The organism is Poseidonibacter ostreae (assembly GCF_009208075.1).
GTDB classification, from domain to species: domain Bacteria; phylum Campylobacterota; class Campylobacteria; order Campylobacterales; family Arcobacteraceae; genus Poseidonibacter; species Poseidonibacter ostreae.
The window spans coordinates 19,889-40,240 of the sequence record NZ_WFKJ01000028.1 but is presented as its reverse complement, the minus strand read 5'-3'; the positions used below and the strand labels follow the sequence as shown (position 1 = coordinate 40,240).

The 20,352-nt window shown below is 25.7% G+C and carries 17 protein-coding genes; 5 read left to right on the top strand and 12 right to left on the bottom strand.

What is annotated here, in order from left to right:
- The 5 genes from GBG18_RS09730 to GBG18_RS09710 all read right to left on the bottom strand — a co-directional run.
- Positions 1–1,451 (bottom strand): c-type heme family protein (locus GBG18_RS09730; protein WP_152190624.1); only part of this gene is annotated, 1,451 nt, incomplete at its 3' end.
- Between the two features lie 127 nt (positions 1,452–1,578).
- Positions 1,579–3,807, bottom strand: coding sequence for a methyl-accepting chemotaxis protein (locus GBG18_RS09725; RefSeq protein WP_152190622.1), 2,229 nt, complete (start codon positions 3,805–3,807; stop codon positions 1,579–1,581).
- 8 nt (positions 3,808–3,815) lie between these two features.
- Positions 3,816–4,202 (bottom strand): PAS domain-containing protein, encoded by a 387-nt coding sequence (locus GBG18_RS09720; protein ID WP_152190620.1) that lies wholly within the window; start codon positions 4,200–4,202, stop codon positions 3,816–3,818.
- Between the two features lie 78 nt (positions 4,203–4,280).
- Positions 4,281–5,558: an SH3 domain-containing C40 family peptidase gene (locus GBG18_RS09715; RefSeq protein WP_152190618.1), complete on the bottom strand. Its 1,278-nt coding sequence runs from the start codon at positions 5,556–5,558 to the stop codon at positions 4,281–4,283.
- Positions 5,559–5,617: 59 nt separating this feature from the next.
- Complete coding sequence (locus GBG18_RS09710; RefSeq protein WP_152190616.1) at positions 5,618–6,778, bottom strand: TsoY family (seleno)protein; 1,161 nt, start codon at positions 6,776–6,778, stop codon at positions 5,618–5,620.
- Positions 6,779–6,944: 166 nt separating this feature from the next.
- Here GBG18_RS09710 and GBG18_RS09705 point away from each other — a divergent pair, with 166 nt between their 5' ends.
- Positions 6,945–7,784, top strand: coding sequence for a GGDEF domain-containing protein (locus GBG18_RS09705; protein WP_152190615.1), 840 nt, complete (start codon positions 6,945–6,947; stop codon positions 7,782–7,784).
- A 69-nt stretch (positions 7,785–7,853) separates the two neighbouring features.
- Here the strand turns inward: GBG18_RS09705 and GBG18_RS09700 are convergent, their stop codons facing one another.
- The 7 genes from GBG18_RS09700 to GBG18_RS09670 all read right to left on the bottom strand — a co-directional run bounded on the left by GBG18_RS09700 (position 7,854) and on the right by GBG18_RS09670 (position 14,615).
- The gene (locus tag GBG18_RS09700) at positions 7,854–8,129 is read right to left on the bottom strand and encodes a c-type cytochrome (RefSeq protein WP_152190613.1); all 276 of its coding nucleotides are present in this window, start codon (positions 8,127–8,129) and stop codon (positions 7,854–7,856) included.
- A 120-nt stretch (positions 8,130–8,249) separates the two neighbouring features.
- Positions 8,250–9,821 (bottom strand): AMP-binding protein, encoded by a 1,572-nt coding sequence (locus GBG18_RS09695; protein WP_152190611.1) that lies wholly within the window; start codon positions 9,819–9,821, stop codon positions 8,250–8,252.
- Positions 9,822–9,831: 10 nt separating this feature from the next.
- Positions 9,832–11,016, bottom strand: coding sequence for a glutamate mutase L (locus tag GBG18_RS09690; RefSeq protein WP_152190609.1), 1,185 nt, complete (start codon positions 11,014–11,016; stop codon positions 9,832–9,834).
- Complete coding sequence (locus GBG18_RS09685; protein WP_152190607.1) at positions 11,010–12,377, bottom strand: methylaspartate mutase; 1,368 nt, start codon at positions 12,375–12,377, stop codon at positions 11,010–11,012. The genes GBG18_RS09690 and GBG18_RS09685 overlap by 7 nt, the downstream gene beginning before the upstream one ends.
- Positions 12,377–12,787: a methylaspartate mutase subunit S gene (gene glmS / locus GBG18_RS09680; protein ID WP_152190605.1), complete on the bottom strand. Its 411-nt coding sequence runs from the start codon at positions 12,785–12,787 to the stop codon at positions 12,377–12,379. The genes GBG18_RS09685 and glmS overlap by 1 nt, the downstream gene beginning before the upstream one ends.
- A 125-nt stretch (positions 12,788–12,912) precedes the next feature.
- Positions 12,913–13,554 carry a DsbA family protein gene (locus tag GBG18_RS09675; RefSeq protein WP_152190604.1) on the bottom strand — a complete coding sequence of 214 codons (642 nt, stop codon included), beginning with the start codon at positions 13,552–13,554 and terminating at the stop codon, positions 12,913–12,915.
- 80 nt (positions 13,555–13,634) lie between these two features.
- The gene (locus GBG18_RS09670; protein WP_152190602.1) at positions 13,635–14,615 is read right to left on the bottom strand and encodes a hypothetical protein; all 981 of its coding nucleotides are present in this window, start codon (positions 14,613–14,615) and stop codon (positions 13,635–13,637) included.
- Between the two features lie 135 nt (positions 14,616–14,750).
- On the opposite strand from GBG18_RS09670, the gene rraA reads away from it, so the two are divergent.
- Genes rraA through ovoA form a run of 4 tightly spaced genes read left to right on the top strand, consistent with a single transcriptional unit; the run spans position 14,751 to position 20,141 of the window.
- Positions 14,751–15,230, top strand: coding sequence for a ribonuclease E activity regulator RraA (gene rraA / locus GBG18_RS09665; protein WP_152190600.1), 480 nt, complete (start codon positions 14,751–14,753; stop codon positions 15,228–15,230).
- 2 nt (positions 15,231–15,232) lie between these two features.
- The gene (locus GBG18_RS09660) at positions 15,233–15,802 is read left to right on the top strand and encodes a gamma-glutamylcyclotransferase family protein (protein ID WP_152190598.1); all 570 of its coding nucleotides are present in this window, start codon (positions 15,233–15,235) and stop codon (positions 15,800–15,802) included.
- A complete protein-coding gene (locus GBG18_RS09655) occupies positions 15,789–18,017 on the top strand; it encodes a hypothetical protein (RefSeq protein WP_193311113.1) in 2,229 nt (742 codons plus the stop codon). The genes GBG18_RS09660 and GBG18_RS09655 overlap by 14 nt, the downstream gene beginning before the upstream one ends.
- 33 nt (positions 18,018–18,050) lie before the next feature.
- Complete coding sequence (ovoA, locus tag GBG18_RS09650; RefSeq protein WP_152190595.1) at positions 18,051–20,141, top strand: 5-histidylcysteine sulfoxide synthase; 2,091 nt, start codon at positions 18,051–18,053, stop codon at positions 20,139–20,141.
- Positions 20,142–20,352 lie beyond the last annotated feature (211 nt).

The following is a 20,352-nucleotide window of genomic DNA, read 5'->3' as shown; positions in this document are numbered from 1 at the left end:
TCAAGTTTTTTTATTTCAGCATCTTTTAGTTTAAGCTCTTTAGCTATTAATTTACAATATTGTGCAACTCTTATAGTATGTCCTGCTGTATATGTATCTCTTTGCTCAATAATATTAACAAAGGCTAAAATAGTCTCTTCATAATTAGCAATTTTGTCATTTTCCATTTTTAAAATAGTTTGCTTATGAACTTGTGCATTCATTGAAATACTTACATCATTTATAATTTGCTCAAGCATATTGATTTCTTCTTTTTTAAAACCATCTTTTGCATCTGTATAAATTGTCATAACACCCATTACTTTATTGTATGAGTATGGAATATTAATATTATAACTTGCTTCTATATCTTCACTTCTTCTATTAAATTCGATATTCTTTTTCTTTATTTTATGTATTATAGTTTTCTTCGTATTTATTGCTTCTAGTGCTACTTGTGATAGCTCATCATTTAAGAAAGCATTGCTGTTATGTGATTTATATACTTGCTCAAAATGATTTTCATAATAAAGACCTGTCCAAATAAATTTATATTGTTTATGCTGAGCCAATCTATCAATAGAGTTTTTAGCAATTGTTCTAAATGAGTCTGATTTAAGTAGCATTTCATTTACATTTGCAACTAGTTTTAGAACATCCTTTAAATATTTTTCATTTTCATACATATTATTTAATTGTGTTGTTCTATTTTTAACTTTATCTTCTAAGGTGTTATTTAAAATTTTAATTTCATTTTGCTTATTATAAATAGTATTTATAAAGTAAACAATAACTGCAATACTAAGTATTGAGAAAAAGATTACAATATATATAAATAAAGAACTATTTTCCTCAATTAAATCAATATTTTGATTATAAGAGCCTAAAGGAATAGAAATTCTTAAGCCTCCTCTTACTTCTCCTAGTTTATACCCTTGTTGTGCATGACATTTTAAACATGATTGATTTACAAGTAAAGAGCCCATAAAGTTGAATTTATCATCTTCAAATTTTGAATAGAATCTTTGTTCTTTATTTTTATCAAAAAACTTTAAAGCTTCTTCTTCAAAACTATCAGCTTTATTATCAGGATTAATTGGATTTAGACTTGTGATTTTATAAAAATAGTTACTATTTTTATTTGATAATATTGAGATTTGTTTAGTCATCCATGCAGGATTTATTTTTATTAGTAATTTATCATCTTTTGAATATAGATGATTGTCTTTAAGATATGGATTTGGTTTTAAATCTTTATTTGCAAGGACATATACTCCTCCATGATTTGAATTCCATAATCTAGTATTTATCATGTTGTCATAATGTGCACTAGCTTCTTTAAATAATATCTCTTCAGAAAGTGTAGTATATTGTTTTTTAAAGTTTGAAATACCAAACAGTACAAAAATTGCAGTTATTATTATAATTAATATAAATAAAAGTATTGTATTATTTTTTGTTAGATTTTTCAATTACTTACCTTATAATAGCTTGAAAATACTATTTATAATGATATCATAATTTTATTATTATTTGGAGTTTAATAATTAGTTTATATAGACTAATAGAAAATTTTCTTAATTAGTCTATATTATAATTCTATTTTCCTCTAAACTCTTTAGAAGAAGTTGCTTCAACTACATTTTTGGCTAAACTAGCTGTTTCTCCTGCAATATCATTAGTATGATTTGCAATATTTGCATTTACTTGTGTTTGTTTATCTAAGCTGTTAATTGCATCACTTATTTGTTCAATTCCATATTTTTGCTCTTTTGCAGAGTTTTCTACTTCATCAATTAAAGATAAAGTATTACTTATATTTTCATTTAAATTATGATAACCATTTATCATTAAATCTGCAATATTTTTTCCTTCTTTAGATTTAGAACTTGCATTTTCTACTAATGTTTTAATCTCATTTGCAGCTTCAGCAGATCTGCTTGCAAGATTTCTTACTTCTTGTGCAACAACAGCAAAACCTTTCCCAGCTTCACCAGCAGTTGCTGCTTCAACTGCAGCGTTTAATGAAAGTATATTCGTTTGGAATGCAATTTGATCAATTACAGAAATAGCTTCATTAATAGCACTAACTTGAGTATTAATATCATCCATTGATGAAACAGTTTCATTTGCTAGTTTTTCACCATCGTTTGCAGATACTGTTAATTCATTTGCATTTTTTGCCATTTGTGCAATATTTTCACTACTTGAGGCAATATTACTTGTAATCTCTTCAACTGCTGCTGCTGTTTCTTCAAGTCTAGCTGCTGCGTCATTTGAAGCTGTATTTAATTCATCAACATTTTTTAATAATTGATTTGAACCTTTTTGTAAAGTTTCCCCATTTACTTTATTTTCAACTAACATACTTGTAATTGATTCACCTAAACCATTAATTCCTTCAACCATTTGTAAAGATTCACCATTTAAATCTTTTGTATTAATTACACTTAAATAGTTATAGTTTGTATACTCATCTAAAACTTTTAAAATATCATTAATTACTTTTTGCTGATTATCTAACATTTTATTAATAGTATTTGCTAGTATCCTAACTTGAGGATTTGCTGCAATTGAGTTTACTCTACAGCCGTAATAACCTTTTTCAACTTTATCAAGTGTAATAGTAGCTTCTCCTACACATAATAAATCTTTCTCTAAATTACCATTCATTCTATCTATATTAGAGTTTATCATTTTTGCAAGATTACCTAAAGAACCTTTTGTTCCTAGTTTTATATACTCAATTTCATTAACTTCTTTATTTAAGTATTTAATAAAATCCTCAATACCATAATAAATTTTATCAATCCCTCTATTTATACTTCCAATAAAAAAGATTACAAATAAAAGAACAATTGTTATAATTACAATTGATAAAATAGCTATTAATAGCATTTTATTATATTCCTTCTCTTCTATTTCAGATATCTCTTTTATAATACTTTTAGAAAGATAATCATCCACTTCTTTTAAAATATTGATTTTTTTTGTAATAGTAGTAAACCAATAAGTAGGTTCTACATCAAAAACAATATCTCTATTTTCATCATAAGATAGTAAAATATCTCTCATTCTTTGAACTTCATCAACAATAGGATTTTTAAATTTTTCTCTTACATACTCTTCTTTTTCAGAATTATAAACATAAAATGATTTTATATAAGAATCTTGCTCATTGATTAAAGTTAAAAGTTTTAAAAATACACCAGGAGCAAAAGTACCTTCAGCAAAAACATTTGAAGCAACTGCTCTTTCAATTCCTGCTCTCTCTTTTGACATTAAAAAATTATAGTATGCAGTAATATCCTTAATGATTAATTCATCTTCAGCAATTAAAGAAGATTTTGCAATAAAATATAATAAATTAGCATTTAAATTTGTATAAAATCCTATTGCTTTTTTAGCTTTAATTTCTAAGGTATCAACACTATTTCTTAAATTTTGTATTTTAGATAATTCATCTAATACATTATTTATAGTCTCTTTTCCCTTATTAGGATAGTATGAGAAATTATTTAGATATGTTTTGAACTCTTCAATTCTTTCATTTGTAAGATTTCTTTGTTTTTCTAAAATATCTTTGAATTTTTTACCTTTACTTCCTAAATACCCAGCACTAGCGCCTCTTTCTTTTTGTGTTTCATGTAATAATAAAGAGATTTTTGTATTTAAAATAACTAAATCTTTTACATTCTCAAGTTTGACCTCTTTTTTATATGATGTGGTTGTTATAAATAATGATAAGCCAATGATAAAGATTAAAGGAAAGATTACAAGTAATCTCATTTTATTTTCTACAGATAGTCTTTTTAGTTTTAGTATCATAATAGCTCCTATTTCATAGTTTTATATATATTTTCATATTTATTGATTTCTTTTTCAGAAGCCATTCTTCTACAAGAGATATAACCCTTTGAACCATCACATGATGTAAAAGGAAATACAGTTGCAAAAACCCAATAATATTTTCCATGTTTAGTTTTATTTTTTACAAAACCTTTCCATGGAGTACCACTTTGAACTGTTTTCCATAAATCTTCAAATGCAGCTTTAGGCATATCTTGATGTCTAACCATATTATGTGGTTTGCCAATTAACTCTTCAAGTGTGTATTCTGCAAATTTACAGAAATCATCATTTGCATAGCGTATGATTCCTTTTTCATCAGTTTCTGATAATAAAAAGGAATCTTCTGTTAGTTTTAATTCTTCTTCTTTCATTAGAAATACCCTTTAAATGTTTTTATTAATATCTATATTTAAAATCGTTTTATAACGTTATTATTATTAATTTATTACTTATAATATTACTATACCTTTTACCTGACGTAATATATTATTGTTTTCATCAAAATCCGCTAACTCTTTTCCTGGTTCTAAACTTGTAATAGTTGCTTTACCCACTATATGTCTATATTTTTTGCCCCACTTATCTTTTAATCTAATGCTCCACATATTGTGCATTACAAGTGGTTCACCTCTTTTAATTCCAACATATAACATTATATGTCCTTTTAAATATACTAAAGTTGAGAAAGGTATGGCATTTTGTTTTATAAACTCTTTTTTCTCTTTTTTTGAAAAAGTAGAGATATCATGATATTCGCCATTTTTTGTTTGTGCTTTTGAGTTTCTTGAAATAAATTTTCCAAAAGGAATAAAAAAATCTTGAGTAAAACTAGAACAATCTCTATTATTTAGTAGTCCTCCCCATCCATAAGGTTCATCAAGCATTGCTTTTGCTATTTCAATTCTATTTTTGGCATTAAATTTTAAAGGCATACTTCCTACACTTGAGGAATCTATATTTATATAAGTGATAATTGCATTATTGTTAAAATCCTTTTTTGCAATAATATACTTATTTTGAAATTTTGGAAAGATAGTAGCAACCTTTACATATTCTCTAAAGCTGCTATCATAAATTGGAAATTTTTCTTTTATAGCAACTGCATAGTTATTTGTTTTAAACTTTTGTATAAAGTTTTCATCTACAAAGGCAATATCATTTACTTTTATCCAGCCACCAACACTATTTGATTGCATATAAACCCATGCTCTATCTTTTGAATAATGAGATACAAAAATAGGTGTGTTTATTTTAATTGCAGAGTTTTGATTATAATCAAAAGGAAAACCCTCACCAGCTTCTTTAGGATTATAAAACATAGGTGAAGATGTTGGAAAAACTCTAATATTAGTATTATTTAAAGTAATCGCTTTTTTTAAAAGTGTATTATAAGAATCAAAATTTGAATTTTTAATTTGTTGTTCAAACCATTTTTGTGAAGCTTGTATATGATTTTCTAAGTAAACGGTTTTATTTTTATATGAAAAACCCCATGTCGCATCTTCAATTTTGTAAGAAACTTTTTTTTGTTCCCAAGCTTTAAAATATCTTTTAATATATTCACTACTTTGTTTATTTTGATTCATAAAATTATCATTTGCATAAATTGTAGTATTTTTAAGAACATTTTTTTCAAGTTTTACAATAGGTTCTTTTGTAGAACAAGCAGTAAATAAAAGAGTTGTTGAAAGTAAAAGAATATTAGATATTTTTTTGATTTTTGTCATGTGATATAACCTCTAAATTTAAATTTAGAGATTGTATCATCTTATAATTTTTCTATTTATTAAAATAAGAATTTTTTCTTCAATTTAAAGAAATACATTACAGTTTTATATTGTACAAACATAAAAGGCAACATTAAAATAAAATAGATTAAAGAGTATTTACTAATTACCTCATTATATGTTAACCCAAAGTTTATAAAGAACATCCCAAACACCATAAAAGCAACACCTGGACAAATAAGTGCAAAAGAAACAGGAGATTTTATTTCACCTTCTATAAACTTTTCAAAGTAGCCAATTTGCTTCATTACTTTATATCCTAAAATACCAAATATGATTTGTAAAGATACGATTACAGAAGTTAAAGTAAATAATGATGATTTATCAATACTTGCATTAAAGTTATGATCTAAACCAAAAGATACTCTAACAAATGTAATTCCTAAAAGAGTTAAAATAGGAATTATAATCCATAGTGATGGTGAAGCCTCAACAGATACTCCATGTTCAAACATGTTTTTAAAACCAAGTGTTAGTTTTATAACTAATAGTAAAATAGATAAAGAAGCAAAAAATAGTGCTCCAAATATTCCTATTGCATTAATTCCAATATTATGACTCATAGCTCCAGGTGCTGCAAAACCAACTGCTACCATAGAAAAGGCAAAAATTGAAATCATTTGAGATAGATTATTATTTGATGTAAAATCAAAATCTCCTGTAATTAAAAGCCTAGAAAAATAGTTGAAAAATATTTTTAATGCATAAAATCCAGTAAGTAAAAAACCTATTAATGCAAAAGGAAATAAATACTCAACAATATCCCAAAGACCGGGAACAAAAACTGCACCTAAAACAAAGCATACATTTATACTCATTGTAAATGTCAAAGGAATAGTCATTAATGATATTTCTGCATTTGAATTAATCAAATTATGATAGTTTTGTGTTTTTTTGTATAAAATAAATTGTTTTGTATTCCAAAATAGAAGTTTAAAATGAAAATATGCAAAAGCTATAATAAATACAAGTGAAAAAGAGATAACAAGTGAAAGCCATGAGCCTTTCATTAATTCAATTATAATAAAATCGTATGTTGCCATTGGTGAACCCTCATGTGGTACTAAAAACATCAGATACATAAAAAATGATACAGATAAACCACCAGCACCTAATGCTGATAAAAAACACATTGGAGAGAACTTTTCTCTTAGAGTCATTTCTAATCCTTAAATTAATTTTTAGAATAATACTAGATATTATATTAAATACTTATAAATATTATATAAGTAAAACTTATTTAAATATTTTTTAATTGATTTTGAAATAGATAGCTAAGTAATTACTTGATATAGTTTCAATAGATTATTTTAGGAATTATACAATATGCAAAAAATTTCGCTTTCAAAAGAGTTATTTGAAAATATTTTATTAAAAAAAGTCACTATACTTACTAAAGAGAATAATAAATATTGGAAAAAAGTACTTTTAGAACCCAAAATTATTAATAATAGTATCGAATATTCTATAAAACAATTTGAAACCTTGAGTATTACAAATGGATTAGGAAAAGAGAGTCCATCTTTAGTAATTGAGTGTAAAAAAATCGATTATTCAAGTTCTAAAGATTGTTTTGAATTTACTTTAGGAAAAGTTGTTGAACAGAAAAATACAAATTTAGGGGAAGACTATAAAGATAACTTAATTGAACAGTTATTAAAAGAAAAAGAGATTTTAGAAGATAAAATGAATAGAGATCATTTAACAAATACATATAATAGAAGAAAAATGGAAGATGATTTAAAAATTTTATCAAGACAAAGTAATTCGGGATTTTTAAGTGCTATTTTTATTGATGCTGATAGATTTAAAGGAATAAATGATACTTTTGGTCACGAAGCAGGGGATAAGGTTTTAATATATTTAGGTGAAAAATTAATGAAGCATGCCAAAATATTAAACGGAGAAGTTTATAGATATGGAGGAGAAGAGTTTTTAATTCTTTGTTTTATTACAAAAAAACATATTGTTCAAAAACTTAATGATTTAAAAGAGGATATTAAATCAAAAAAAATATATCATCCACTAAGAGATATCTCCATTACTGTTAGTATGGGAGTTTCTTTTTTTAATGATTCTAAAGATGCAAATGAAATGATACGTAAAGCTGATTTTGGAGTTTATAGAGCTAAAAATAAAGGTAGAGATAGAATTGAGTTTGTATAGTATTTTAAAAAGATAGTATAAAAAATAATAGCTAGAAAGTCTAGCTATTATAAAGTTTTTTGTTAAAAATTATTTAGCAATCTTATCAGCAATTGCTTGCATAGTTGCTTCGTCCATACCTTTAACTTGACCTTTCATAAGACCCTTCATAGGACCTCCGTAAGAACCATCTTGGTAACCTTTTAATGAAGCAACAAAGTCAGCTTTTGTCATATCTTTAATAATCTTTGATTTACCTAATGCTGCTTTTTCTCCATTTGCTCCGTGACATCCTGCACATTTTGCATAAGGGTTTGCCATTGCAACACATGCTGTAATAAGTGATAACGCGATAATTTTTTTCATAGTTTTGATCCTTCTATTTTTTATATGAGGTAATTGTATAATATTTCTTTTTATAAGTAATTGATTTTAATCAATAAATTTAAATATATTGATAAATATAGCAAAAATGCTATATTTATATTATTTACTAGTAAGTTCTCTCTTTAATTCATCTATATTAATCTTATTTTTATCTGAGGGAATAAGAGGTAATGACTTTTTATATATGATTTTACTAGGAATCATATAAGATGCTAAGTGTTTTTTTAATTCAAATGTAATCTCTTTAGCACTTAATTCACTATTTGCAGTATATACTAAAACTATTTCTTCTTCAATCTCTTTATTTTCAATTGAGAATACTGCACATTGAGTAATATCTTGGATATTTTTAGAAACCACAGACTCTATTTCATAAGGACTTACTCTAAAGCCTCTAGTTTTAATCATATTATCTTGTCTTGAAACAAAGTATAAATAACCTTCTTCATCTTTATAAACATAATCTCCAGTAGCAACAACTATTTCGTCATTTAATTCTCCATCAAGATTAATGATGTTTTTTAAAATTTGAGCAGATTTAAATCTTTGAGCTGTTTGTTTTGGACCTTTCCAATAACCTTGATAAATATATCCACCTCTATGAACTAACTCTCCTACAACTCTAGGAGCACACTCATTACCATCTTCATCAATTACATATAATTCAACATCAGGAATAGCTTTTCCAATTGAATCAGGTCTTATTTTAAGTTGAGATGGATCTAAATAAGTTGATCTAAATGCTTCTGTTAATCCATGCATTGAATAAAACTTTGCATTACTAAAGTATTTTTCTACATCTGTAATCATTTTATTTGTAACATTACCACCTGAAGATGTGATAATTCTAACATTTTGTAATAATTCAGAACTTGGAAGTCTATTCTCTTCTTCATCAAACATATCTGTTAAATTAATAGGCATTAGAGGTAATACTGTTACTTTATCATTGATAATATGATTGAAAAAATCATTAGGTAAAACAAATCTATGTAGTGCTAATGTTGCTCTTTTGTATAGTGAGCAAAAGATTTGATTTAATCCATAATCAAGATTAAATAATAATGTTCCTGAAATTACATCTTCTTCTTTTAATTCTAAGTATTGAGAAACAACACGAGCAGAATCAATAAAGTTTCTATGTGAAATTACAATACCTTTAGGTTTTCCACTCATTCCAAATGAATAAGTAATTGCAGCATTTTGATGTCCAGAGATATTACATTCATAAGGTTTATTATAATATTTATATATTTCTTCAAAAGATGGTAGGTCTTTATGAGCTGTTTCATAAGAGATTACATTACCTTTAAAGTTGATTTCTTCAATAGATTCAAGTTTGATTTTATCAGTAATAATACATTCGATATTACAATCATTTATTATATATTCAACTTGTTCTTGTTTAAGTAATTTAGTTAAAGGAACTAAGATATAATCAGTTGATAAAATAGCAAGTATTGCAATAACTTGGTCTATTCCTTTATTTGAATAAATACCAATTCTACTTTTACTTGGCATATTTAATTCATTTAAATAATAAGCAATTTGATTAACTTTAGTAAATAATTCACTATATGTAATCTTTTCATGTCCAAGTGTTAAAGCAACTTTGTCTGGGTTTGAGATATTTGCTTCTTCTATTAGTGTTCTTATACAATTTATTGACATATTATTTCCTTTATTTTTGAGTTATTCCAAGAGTCCAAATATCATAATTTGAATCTAAAACAATTGCAGGATGAACATCACTAGTTAAAATTTTCTTGTAGAAAAATGCAATAATATCTTCTACTTCTTCAAAACTCAATACTTTTGTAATTCCACCTGTTAATACAACAGATTTTAATAAGTGTAATTTTAACTTGATATATAAAGGATGAACTTCTGATACTTTATATAAAACTAAGAAAATTGCAAGTTGCATTAGAATTCTTAAACTTTTATTACTATCTTCATTAAAGATATTTTCTGTAACTTTTAAATGAGCTAGTAGTTCATATACAAACTCATTGTTTTTAGCTGCAAAGATTAATGACTCACGTGATTTAAAAACACCAAGTTTTTTAAATACCAATCTATCATATTCATTCTCAGTTACTATATTATCATAAGATAAATCTTTAGAATAATGAATATCAGTTGTAGCTCCTCCAATATCAATTAAAATAAATGGATTAACTGCTGCAAATTTAGAATCAATTAAAGGCAATGTTTTATTTACAATATAAGGAGTTGAATAAATTTGATTTGATGTTAAGTCATAAAGATGTTTAATATCTTCCTTACCCATAATATCAGCTTGATAAAGATTAGTTAAATACTCTTTTAAAGGCTCTTCAACTACATGAAGTTTATTATCAATTACATTTTCAATTAAAACTAGATTTTCAATATTTGAACTTAAGTAATCTGCATCTTTAGATGAACCTGCAAATACAACATTTGAGTAGTTTACATTTTCTAAGTAATTAAATAAATCTTCTTTGAAGATATTATCAACACTATTAATTCCACCAACAATTATTACAACATCAATTAAATCACTTGGAACTGAAGCTTTTGCTATATCTTGATATAAAACAGTATCAATAATATTAATACCAGAGTTATATGCAATATTTGTAGCATATTTTAAAGAAAAAGAGTTTGTAACACCTATTACTAAAGTAGATAAACCACCATTTGCAGATGAACAAATAAATACTTCTTCTTTTTTAAATTTATCTAAAGTACTTGAACATTTACTAACTAAATCATCATAAATATCTTTATTAAAATCTCTAAAATATTGCTCAACATTACTAGAAGTTGCTACTTTAAAGTAAGTACTTCCTATATCGATTAAAAGTTTATTTTCTACCATTGCATAATTCCTATATCATGGATGATGTCATTTACTATTGATGAGGCATCTTTATTTAAATCACATTGTTTTTTTTCATACTCAAAACATCTATCACTTATTGGTAAATTACCTTTTTTGATAATTCTAATGTTTTTGTTTTTATCTCTTACTGTTACAACTTCATTATGATTGATTATATGTGGAGAGAAAGGAACATCAATAGTTCCATTTTTAATAGAGTTAAATACTTTTCTCCATAATGTATCAGCTGGGTCATTGAAAACAGCTTCCATAATACTCATAACTTCTTCTGTTAGAATTTCTTCTTCTTCTTTATCAACTACATTTGGAAGACCATTTAACATTCTAAGTGTATATTGCGTATTTGCAACTGTTTTAGCATTTGCTTCTTTTGTAGGAATTCCTGATGCTTCTTCTCTTGTTTTTGTAATAATTTTATCAGCACCAACCATAGCAGCAATTACAGTTGAAGTATTAATTAAACACTCTGCAAAGTTTTTATCAGTAGGGAAAGCTCCCATCCATTGATGATAAACTAAATGAACAGATGCATCACCACATCCAATTTCTTCTGCGTAGTACTTAGCCATTTTTCGTATAACTGCACCAGTTACAATATCTTGATTCATAGAACCAGTTTGTGAGAAAGATACAGAGAATGATTTAACACCTTCTTCAAGTGATAGTAGCATTTCAAGTAATTGAATTACAATTGTTACACAAGGAGGTACTAGTGTTGCAGTTAAAGGTCCAAATGATTCTCTATTAATTGGTTCATTAAGTTTTGAATAATTTGCACAAACTCGCTCAACATATTTCCAGTATAAAAATGCTTTATCTAATGGGAAGTTTTTAGAGTAGGGTAAAAGGTAAGTAATTGGACCACCTTCAATTTCAAATATTCCTGAAGCAATTGCTGTTTCTATTAGAAGTCTTGCATCTGGAGTTCCATGACGAAGTGATACTGGCTTATTAAAATGTGTAATCATTTTTCTAGTTGTTTTATAACCATGATTTACTAATGGATATCCATTTAACATATCAACTTCATTTTCTTCAGAAAGTTTAAGCATCTTAGCAGATGTTGCATAGTCATTAAGTCTTGTATTTGAATCAATAGTTAAAGGTAATATATCAACATCAGCATTTACAAAAAACTCATATAAATCATATTGTTTTTGATATGTTGGAAAACCACCACGAGGTTGAACTAGCATTTTATTTGCATTTTTAAATCTATGTGAGATAAACAAATCTTTAGAAGCATTTTTTACAAACTCTTCTATTTCTGCAAAATCAAAGTTATCTGCATATTTATTTTGAATAATAATATCTCGTTCTTCTTGAAGTAAACTCATTATTTCTTCTCCTTCAAGTACTCTTCTAATGCATCAAGCCCTGTATTTAAGTCAACTTGGTGAAATACTAAATCAAAACCATAGTCTTTAAATCTAGGAACGATTTCTTCACTACTTAGAGTTCCTACAACTAAGTTACCACCAATCATAAATACAACATCATCTAAAAGATTTTTATATTTTGATTTTAAAATTTTCACTTCTCTACACCAACCCTCAGCTTCGCCGTTTAGTGAAGAAATAAGTAAAACATCTGCATTTGTTTCTATAACTGCATCAAGAAATTCTTCTAAATAAGTATTAACACCTAAGTTAAATACTTCAAATCCTCGTGCTTGTAATGATATATCTATTAGCCTGTTTGCAACAACATGTATATCGTTACCTACAACTCCTGTAACTACTTTCATATATTTACTACCTAATTATTTTTAGTTTATTGTTTATTAAAAGTAGATATATTATCTAAAAAATGGTTAGTATTTAATTAGGAGAATTTGTAAGAAAGCTATTGAAGAAAAAATTCTTCAATAGTTTATAGTTCTGAGTTTATTAAATCTTTTAAGTTTTGTAATCCAAATACTTGTAAAGGTTTACCATTTACATAATAAGCAGGAGTTTTTGTAGCTTTTAGTGTTTTTGCATCTGCTAAATCTTGCTCTACGATTTTTATTAAATCTGGGTTTTTCATATCTGTTATTAATTTATCCATATCAAGAAGTTTTGATACTACTAGTACACCCCATAATTTGTTTAAATCTACTTGATGATTAACTGTCCAAATTTTTTGTGTATTAAATAATAATTCTAAAACTTCGATAAATTTATTTTGCTCTTTTGCAGCTTCAAGCATTATTACTACATTACTTGAACCTTTATGAAAGGGTGCATATCGTAAAACCAATTTGATATTGCCAGCATTGTTTTTCATAATCTCTTTTACATATGGATGCATTTGTGCACAAGTTTCACAAGCGGGATCAAAAAACTCAACAAGTTCAACTTTTGCATCTTTATTTCCAATAACTACTGAATGCTCTCTAACTAATGCTGAATAGTTTGCTTTTACATTTGATGCTAATTGCTCAGACTTGTTAGTTTTGTAAGCATATCCAGCTCCAAAAAACAATACTACTAACACTAATAGTGAGATAATTACAACTTTTTTATTTTGCATTTTTAACCTTTTATTTTATAAGTTCTTAATTTAAAAAAATTATATTATCATAATTTGTGTGTAATTTATGTGTATTTAAATCAAGGCAATTGTGATTTTGCTTTGATTTTTTCTTCTAAATTTCTCTGTGTTCTTTTTATACCACTATTTATTAAGGCTAAATCATCTAAGTCATTTACTAAATATTTAGCTTTTTTATATAATTTATTTGCTTCATATAAATTTGCTTTTGCTTCATAGATTAAAGCCATATTATAAATTACTTCATAACTTTTATTATCAAATTCTTGATTTAATTTATTTAATGCATCTAAAGACAAATCTAGATTTCTTTTTTCAAGTAACTCTACAATCTTTTCAAATCTATTGCTTTGCTCATCTGTAAAAATTAAATTATCCTCATTTAACTCTTCAATTATTTCAATATCCCAGTACTTATAATGAGGTGAAATATCATCTAAAAATTCGTTTGCGATTAATGAAGCAAGTTTTATATTTACTTCTCTTTTATCTCTAGGAATTGTATGATATGGATAATAGTGATATCTAAAGCATTGATGAATATTTCTTGATTTATTGTATGTTTTGGCAAAGAGTATTTCATTTGTACTTTGTTTTAAAAGTTTAAGATTTGTTTGTACATTATACTCTCTATTTTCACAAGGAATTACTCTAACATAATACTCAGCACACTTTCTTGTTTTCTTTTTATCTTCATGTCTATAGTATCTACATCTTCTATAATCAATCTCTTCTTGATAATATATAGAATAGTTTAAAGTTGAAGAAGTAGAGCCTTGAACTACTGCATCTACATTTTGAAAAGTATTTAAAACTTTAAAAACTTTTTTTCCTTCAATTGTTTTATTAGCTAATTTATTTTGAATTTTTAAACTTTGATAAATATCATCATTAACAAAATCTTCAACATATACTGAATAAATTTTTTCATTTGGAATTTTTGAGGGGTGAAGTGATTTTATACTTAATCTTTTTGAGCCACAACCTGTTAATAAAATTAAAAATAATAAAAATAAAATTGATTTATAAATATTTTTCATAGAGATTCCTTTTTCTTAAGAAATATTATAACTTTTTTGTGCAATTAAAGTGAAGAAATAAGAATAGATTAATAGTAAAATGAGATAATCTACTTTATTCAAAATTAAAAATAAAATTAATAAATAAGGATTAATATGGGATTTTTCACAGCAGATTTATGTGATGAGTTTAGTGATAAAACTGAAGTTTTAGGGCCTGATTTTAAATCATATGGTGGAAGTGTAAAATTTAGAGGTACAGCAATTACAGTTAAACTAGACAAAAATAATAAAGATTTAGCAGTACTTTTAAAAGATGAAGATGGTAAAGGAAAAGTTGTAATTGTTGATGTAGATAAAAAATACTATGCAGTTGTAGGTGATAACTTAATGAAGTTTGCAAGTGATAATAACTATGAAGGAATTATTGTAAATGGATATGTAAGAGATACTGTTACAACAAAAGAGTTTGAATTAGGATTACTTGCTCTTGGTACTTGTCCAAAAAAGTATATTCCAGTTCAAGAAGGACAAATCAATGTTCCTTTAAATATTGATGGTGTTGATATTAAAGAGGGTGATTATGTATATGTTGATCCTGATGGAATTGTTATTTCAAAAGAGAAGTTAGTTTAAAAATGTATCTTTTTGGTTATGGTTCTTTAATTAATATAACAAGTGCTCAAAAATCTTTTAAAAGAGTATTAAAACAAGAAGACTTAATTCCTGTTAGTATTAAAGGTTTTCAAAAAGTTTGGAATTCAATTGAGAATATCAAGTTTGAAGAAGAAAAAGTAAATGGTATTTTTTTAAATTTAAAAGAAAATCCAAATACATCAACTTGTGGAGTGGTTTTAAAAATTACAGATGAAGAGTTTGAACTTTTAAAATTAAGAGAAAAAAACTATTCTCAAATTACTATAAAAGCTTCAAAAGCTGATATTCCTTTGGACAGTGATATTGTAGCATTTATGACTACAAATGAAGAAAAATTAGCAAAAAAAGGTGATAAAAACTGTTTTATTCCTACAAAGTATATAGAAATTTTAACTTCTTCTTTTCCTTCATATTCTATTGATTTTGTAAATAAATATAAAGAGTGTTTACAAGAATATCCCTTTGCTTTAAAAGAGGGGACTTATGCCTTTAATGACCCAATTCAAAATAAGTTTGCTAAAGAAGGATTAGATAATAGTGAAACAAAATAGCTGTAATATTTATACTTCGAGTCTTTGCCAAACACAAAGAAAAAAGAAAAGTGAATCTATAATTTTGAAAAGAGATAATGAATTATATATAACTTTTTGTGAAGAAGATAGCTTTGAAACATTTGAAAGTGATTTAAGTAAGATAACTGGAAGCTCTTTTTTTTATTCGATTAAAAAGAAATTTTCTGCAACATTTATATCAGTTGTTTCAGTTATTGTACTTATGTTTGGATTTATTTCTGCTTCAATATATGAAGATTTATTTAAAAAAATCATTTTTGAACTACCTTTTCCATGGGAGTTTTCAGATACAGTTTCTTTAATATTTGTAATAGTATTTTTTATTGGTTTAGTAATGATGCCTTCATTATTAGATGGTGAGGGTGATGAGTTTAAAAATATTTTGTCTTCGTGGTTTAATAAAGATGTAAAAAAACTTAAAAGATTAAAATTAGCCTTTTCTTTATTTGATAAGAAAACACCAATAAACTTATATAATTTTGATGTAGTAAATAATGAACATTGGGTTTTTAATCTTCTTCTTAAGGTATTAATCTTAAGGTTTAATACTATTAATTTATATATTAGAAATGACCAAATACAAAGCTTTGAAAAAAAACTTAATACTTTAGGAGCTTTAAATATTGAAGTTTTTAAAGCTAAAGAGATATCCTCTACTTGTGATATAGAGTTTTTACTATCAAATAAAGAGCAGAAACTCTACTCTTTAATGCAACTTAGCTCTTCAAAACTTTTAAAATCAAAAGACAAAAAGACATTTATATCTTTTGAACTTTTTGAATACTGTGGTAAAAACTTTTTTGAAGAAGAAAAAAATTCAAAACATCAACTTATTTCAGGTTTTCAGAATTTTATAAATAGAAGTTTTGATGACTTTAAATTCATTGCTCAAGAAAAATCACAGCAAATTTATTTTACTTCAAATTCTAAATTTAAAGATTTGCAAGAGGAAGAAAAAAGATTAGCATATTACTTAAGAAATCATATTGAAGAATGTGTTTCATACTTTAATAATCCTATCTCTTTACTTATTTTATATTATTATGTGAAAGATATAGTATTAGATGAAAAAAGAACAATTTTAATTTTAGAAAAGTTTATTTTAACAGTTGAAAAACAACAACAATATGAACTAATTGATGACTTTTGGTTTGATATAGCAGGAGAGATGTTTGACTCAAGTTCAATAGAAACTTTTGAAACTACTACTAATTCTTTTTATAGAAAACTTTCAATTAAATCTTTAAATAAATTAATATTTTTATTTGAAAGAAATGGCTATTTTGAACAAGCAGTATTACTTGCAAAATATTTATATGAAATTAATCCAAATAAGTACTCAGTTTCAATATGCTCTTTACATGAAAGAATGGGACAGTTTGAAAAAGCTTATGAAAGTTTACCTTCAAATTTAAATCTAGGAAAAAATAAAAAGCCAAGTGAAATTGAAGTTAGATACTTTCAGCGAAAAGCATGGATTATTGTAAGTCAAAGAAAAGATACTTTAAAACAAGAGGGATTAGAGGCTTTGAGTAGTTTAAAAGAGTTGATTTTCTCTCATAATGAAGATAATGAACCTCTTTGGTTATGGCACTATTATAATATAAAAGCAAACTATGCAGAGTGGAATGAAGATTACTCTGCCTCAATTAAGAACTATAAAAAGTGTTTATCAATTCCAGCTTTAGGAGCTTTTGAATATGGTGCTACTTTTGTAAATATTGCAATTGCTTACAGGTTTAAATACTTAACATCTAATACACAAAAACTTGATATTATAAATAAATCTATTAAGTTAGGTAATTTAGGTGTCTATTTAAAACAAACTGTTGGAGATAGAGATGAAATGCCAGTAGTTTTACATAATCAAGCACTAAATCTATTATGTAAAATTTTAAATAGTAATAATAGTAAAGATAGTAATGAAAAACTATGTAAAGAAATTATAAATATAACAGATGATGCAATTTCTATTTTAGATAAAACATCTTCTATAAAAAGATTAGGAATGCTTTTAATAGAAAATTATATAGCAAAATCAATTTTAGAAAAAGAAACAAGTGAATTAAAGCAAAGATTAGAAAAGCATATTAATCTGTTGGATGAAAATGAGATTAAACAACTATTAGAACTATACAAAAAGTTTATAATATCTGATAAGATTTCTAACTTAGAGTTTTTAGATAAATTGTAAACATAATTAAGAATAAGATTATTAAGGAAAATTTTGAATTATATTAAAAATACTATAAATTTAAATGAGGGTACAGTTGAAGAAAAAAGAGAAGAGATAAAAAAATATTTTCTTCAAACTTATGAATTAGATGAAAAACTATTTGAATTATTAAAAGATGAAGAGTGTATATATAAACAACCAAATAGATTAAGACATCCCTTGATTTTTTATTTTGGTCACACAGCTACATTTTTTGTAAATAAATTAACACTAGCAAATATTTTAACTACAAGAGTAAATAAAGATTTTGAATCAAAATTTGCAATTGGTGTTGATGAAATGTCATGGGATGATTTAGAATCAAAACATTATGCTTGGCCAAGTGTGGAAGAGACAAAAGAGTATAGATTAGAGGTAAAGCAGATTGTATTAAACCTAATTGATACACTAGAGTTTACAATGCCAATTAATTGGGAAAGTTCTATGTGGATTATTCTAATGGGAATTGAACATGAAAATATTCATATTGAAACATCTTCAGTGTTACTTCGAGAACTTGATTTTAAAAGACTAATTGATGAAGAGATATTTGAATATGGAAATGAGCAAAGTGATACTTTCCCTCAAAATGAATTACTTGATGTAAAAGCAGGTGAGGTTGTACTAGAAAAAAATAGAGAAAATCCTATTTATTATGGTTGGGATAATGAATTTTCTTTTCACAAAGCATATATAAAAGATTTTAAAGCCTCAAAATACTTAGTATCAAATGGAGAGTTTTTGGAGTTTGTAAAAGAGGGTGGATATAATAAGCCTGAATTATTTACAAATGAGGGAAAAGAGTGGTTAGATTTCTCACAAGCAAAACATCCAGTGTTTTGGAGTAAAGTTGATGGTAACTATTTTTTAAGAGAAATTAATAGAGTTGTTCCACTACCTTTAAATTACCCAGTAGATATAAATGTATACGAAGCAGAAGCTTTTTGTAAATTTAAAAGTTCAAAATTAGGATATGAAGTAAGACTTCCAAGTGAAGATGAATATTATAGATTATATGATTATGTTAATGCAAATGAGAAAGAAGCAAATATAGGTTTAAAGCAGTTTAATCAATCTCCTGTTGATAAGTATAAGTTTGATGAGTTTTATGATGTAGTAGGAAATGTCTGGCAGTGGAGTATCACTCCAACGTATCCATTTGATAATTTTCAAACACATCCTATTTATGATGATTTTACAACACCAACATTTGATGATAGGCACGCTTTAATGAAAGGTGGATCTTTTATTTCTTTAGGAAATGAGATCTTAAGAGAAGCTAGATATGCTTTTAGAAAGCATTTCTTCCAACATGCAGGATTTAGATACGTGAAATCAGATAACGAATATAGAACAAAATTAAATGATAATGTTTATGAAACAGATGAGTCAATAGCTCAATATTGTGAGTTTCATTATGGTGAGGAAAACTTTGGTGTTAAAAACTTTTGTGTTAATTCAACTGAATTACTTAAGCCATATTTAGAAGATATTGAAACAAAAAAAGCCTTAGACTTAGGATGTTCAGTAGGACGAAGTACTTTTGAATTAGCTAGAACTTTTGATGAGGTTACAGGTATTGATTTTTCTGCAAACTTTATAAATGTTGGAGTTAAACTAAAAAAATATGATTCTTTAACTTTTAGTATTAAAAAAGAGGGAGATATTTTTACTGAAAGAACAGTTTCATTAAAAGATTTTGATTTAGATGATTTAAAAGAAAAAGTTTCATTTATGCAAGGAGATGCTTGTAATTTAAAAGATAATTATACAGGATATGATTTAATTTTCTGTTCAAACTTAATTGATAGATTATACTATCCACAAAAGTTTATTGATGATATTCCAAGTAGAGTTAATGACAATGGATTATTAGTTTTATTAAGCCCTTATACTTGGCTTGAAGAGTATACACCAAAACAAAACTGGCTTGGTGGTTATATTAAAGATAATAAAGAAGTTTCAACTTTAGATACTTTAAAAACTGAATTAAAAGGGTTTGAATTACAAGAAACTATAGATGTACCATTTGTAATTAAAGAAACAAATAGAAAATACCAACACTCAATCTCTCAAATGTCAATTTGGAAGAAAAAAGCTTAGGCTTTTTTCTTTTCAACCCTATTATTAGCTATGTTTTATTTGTCATTAAAAAATTACAATGAAATGAAGTCAATAGTAGTAATGTTAATACTACTAATAATATAGTATTCATAAATACTAAAACATAAGCACAAAAAACATTAAATTCACCAATTATATTATAGATATCATTAATTATTTAAATTAATCTCTAAATTATTAGTTTAATTAA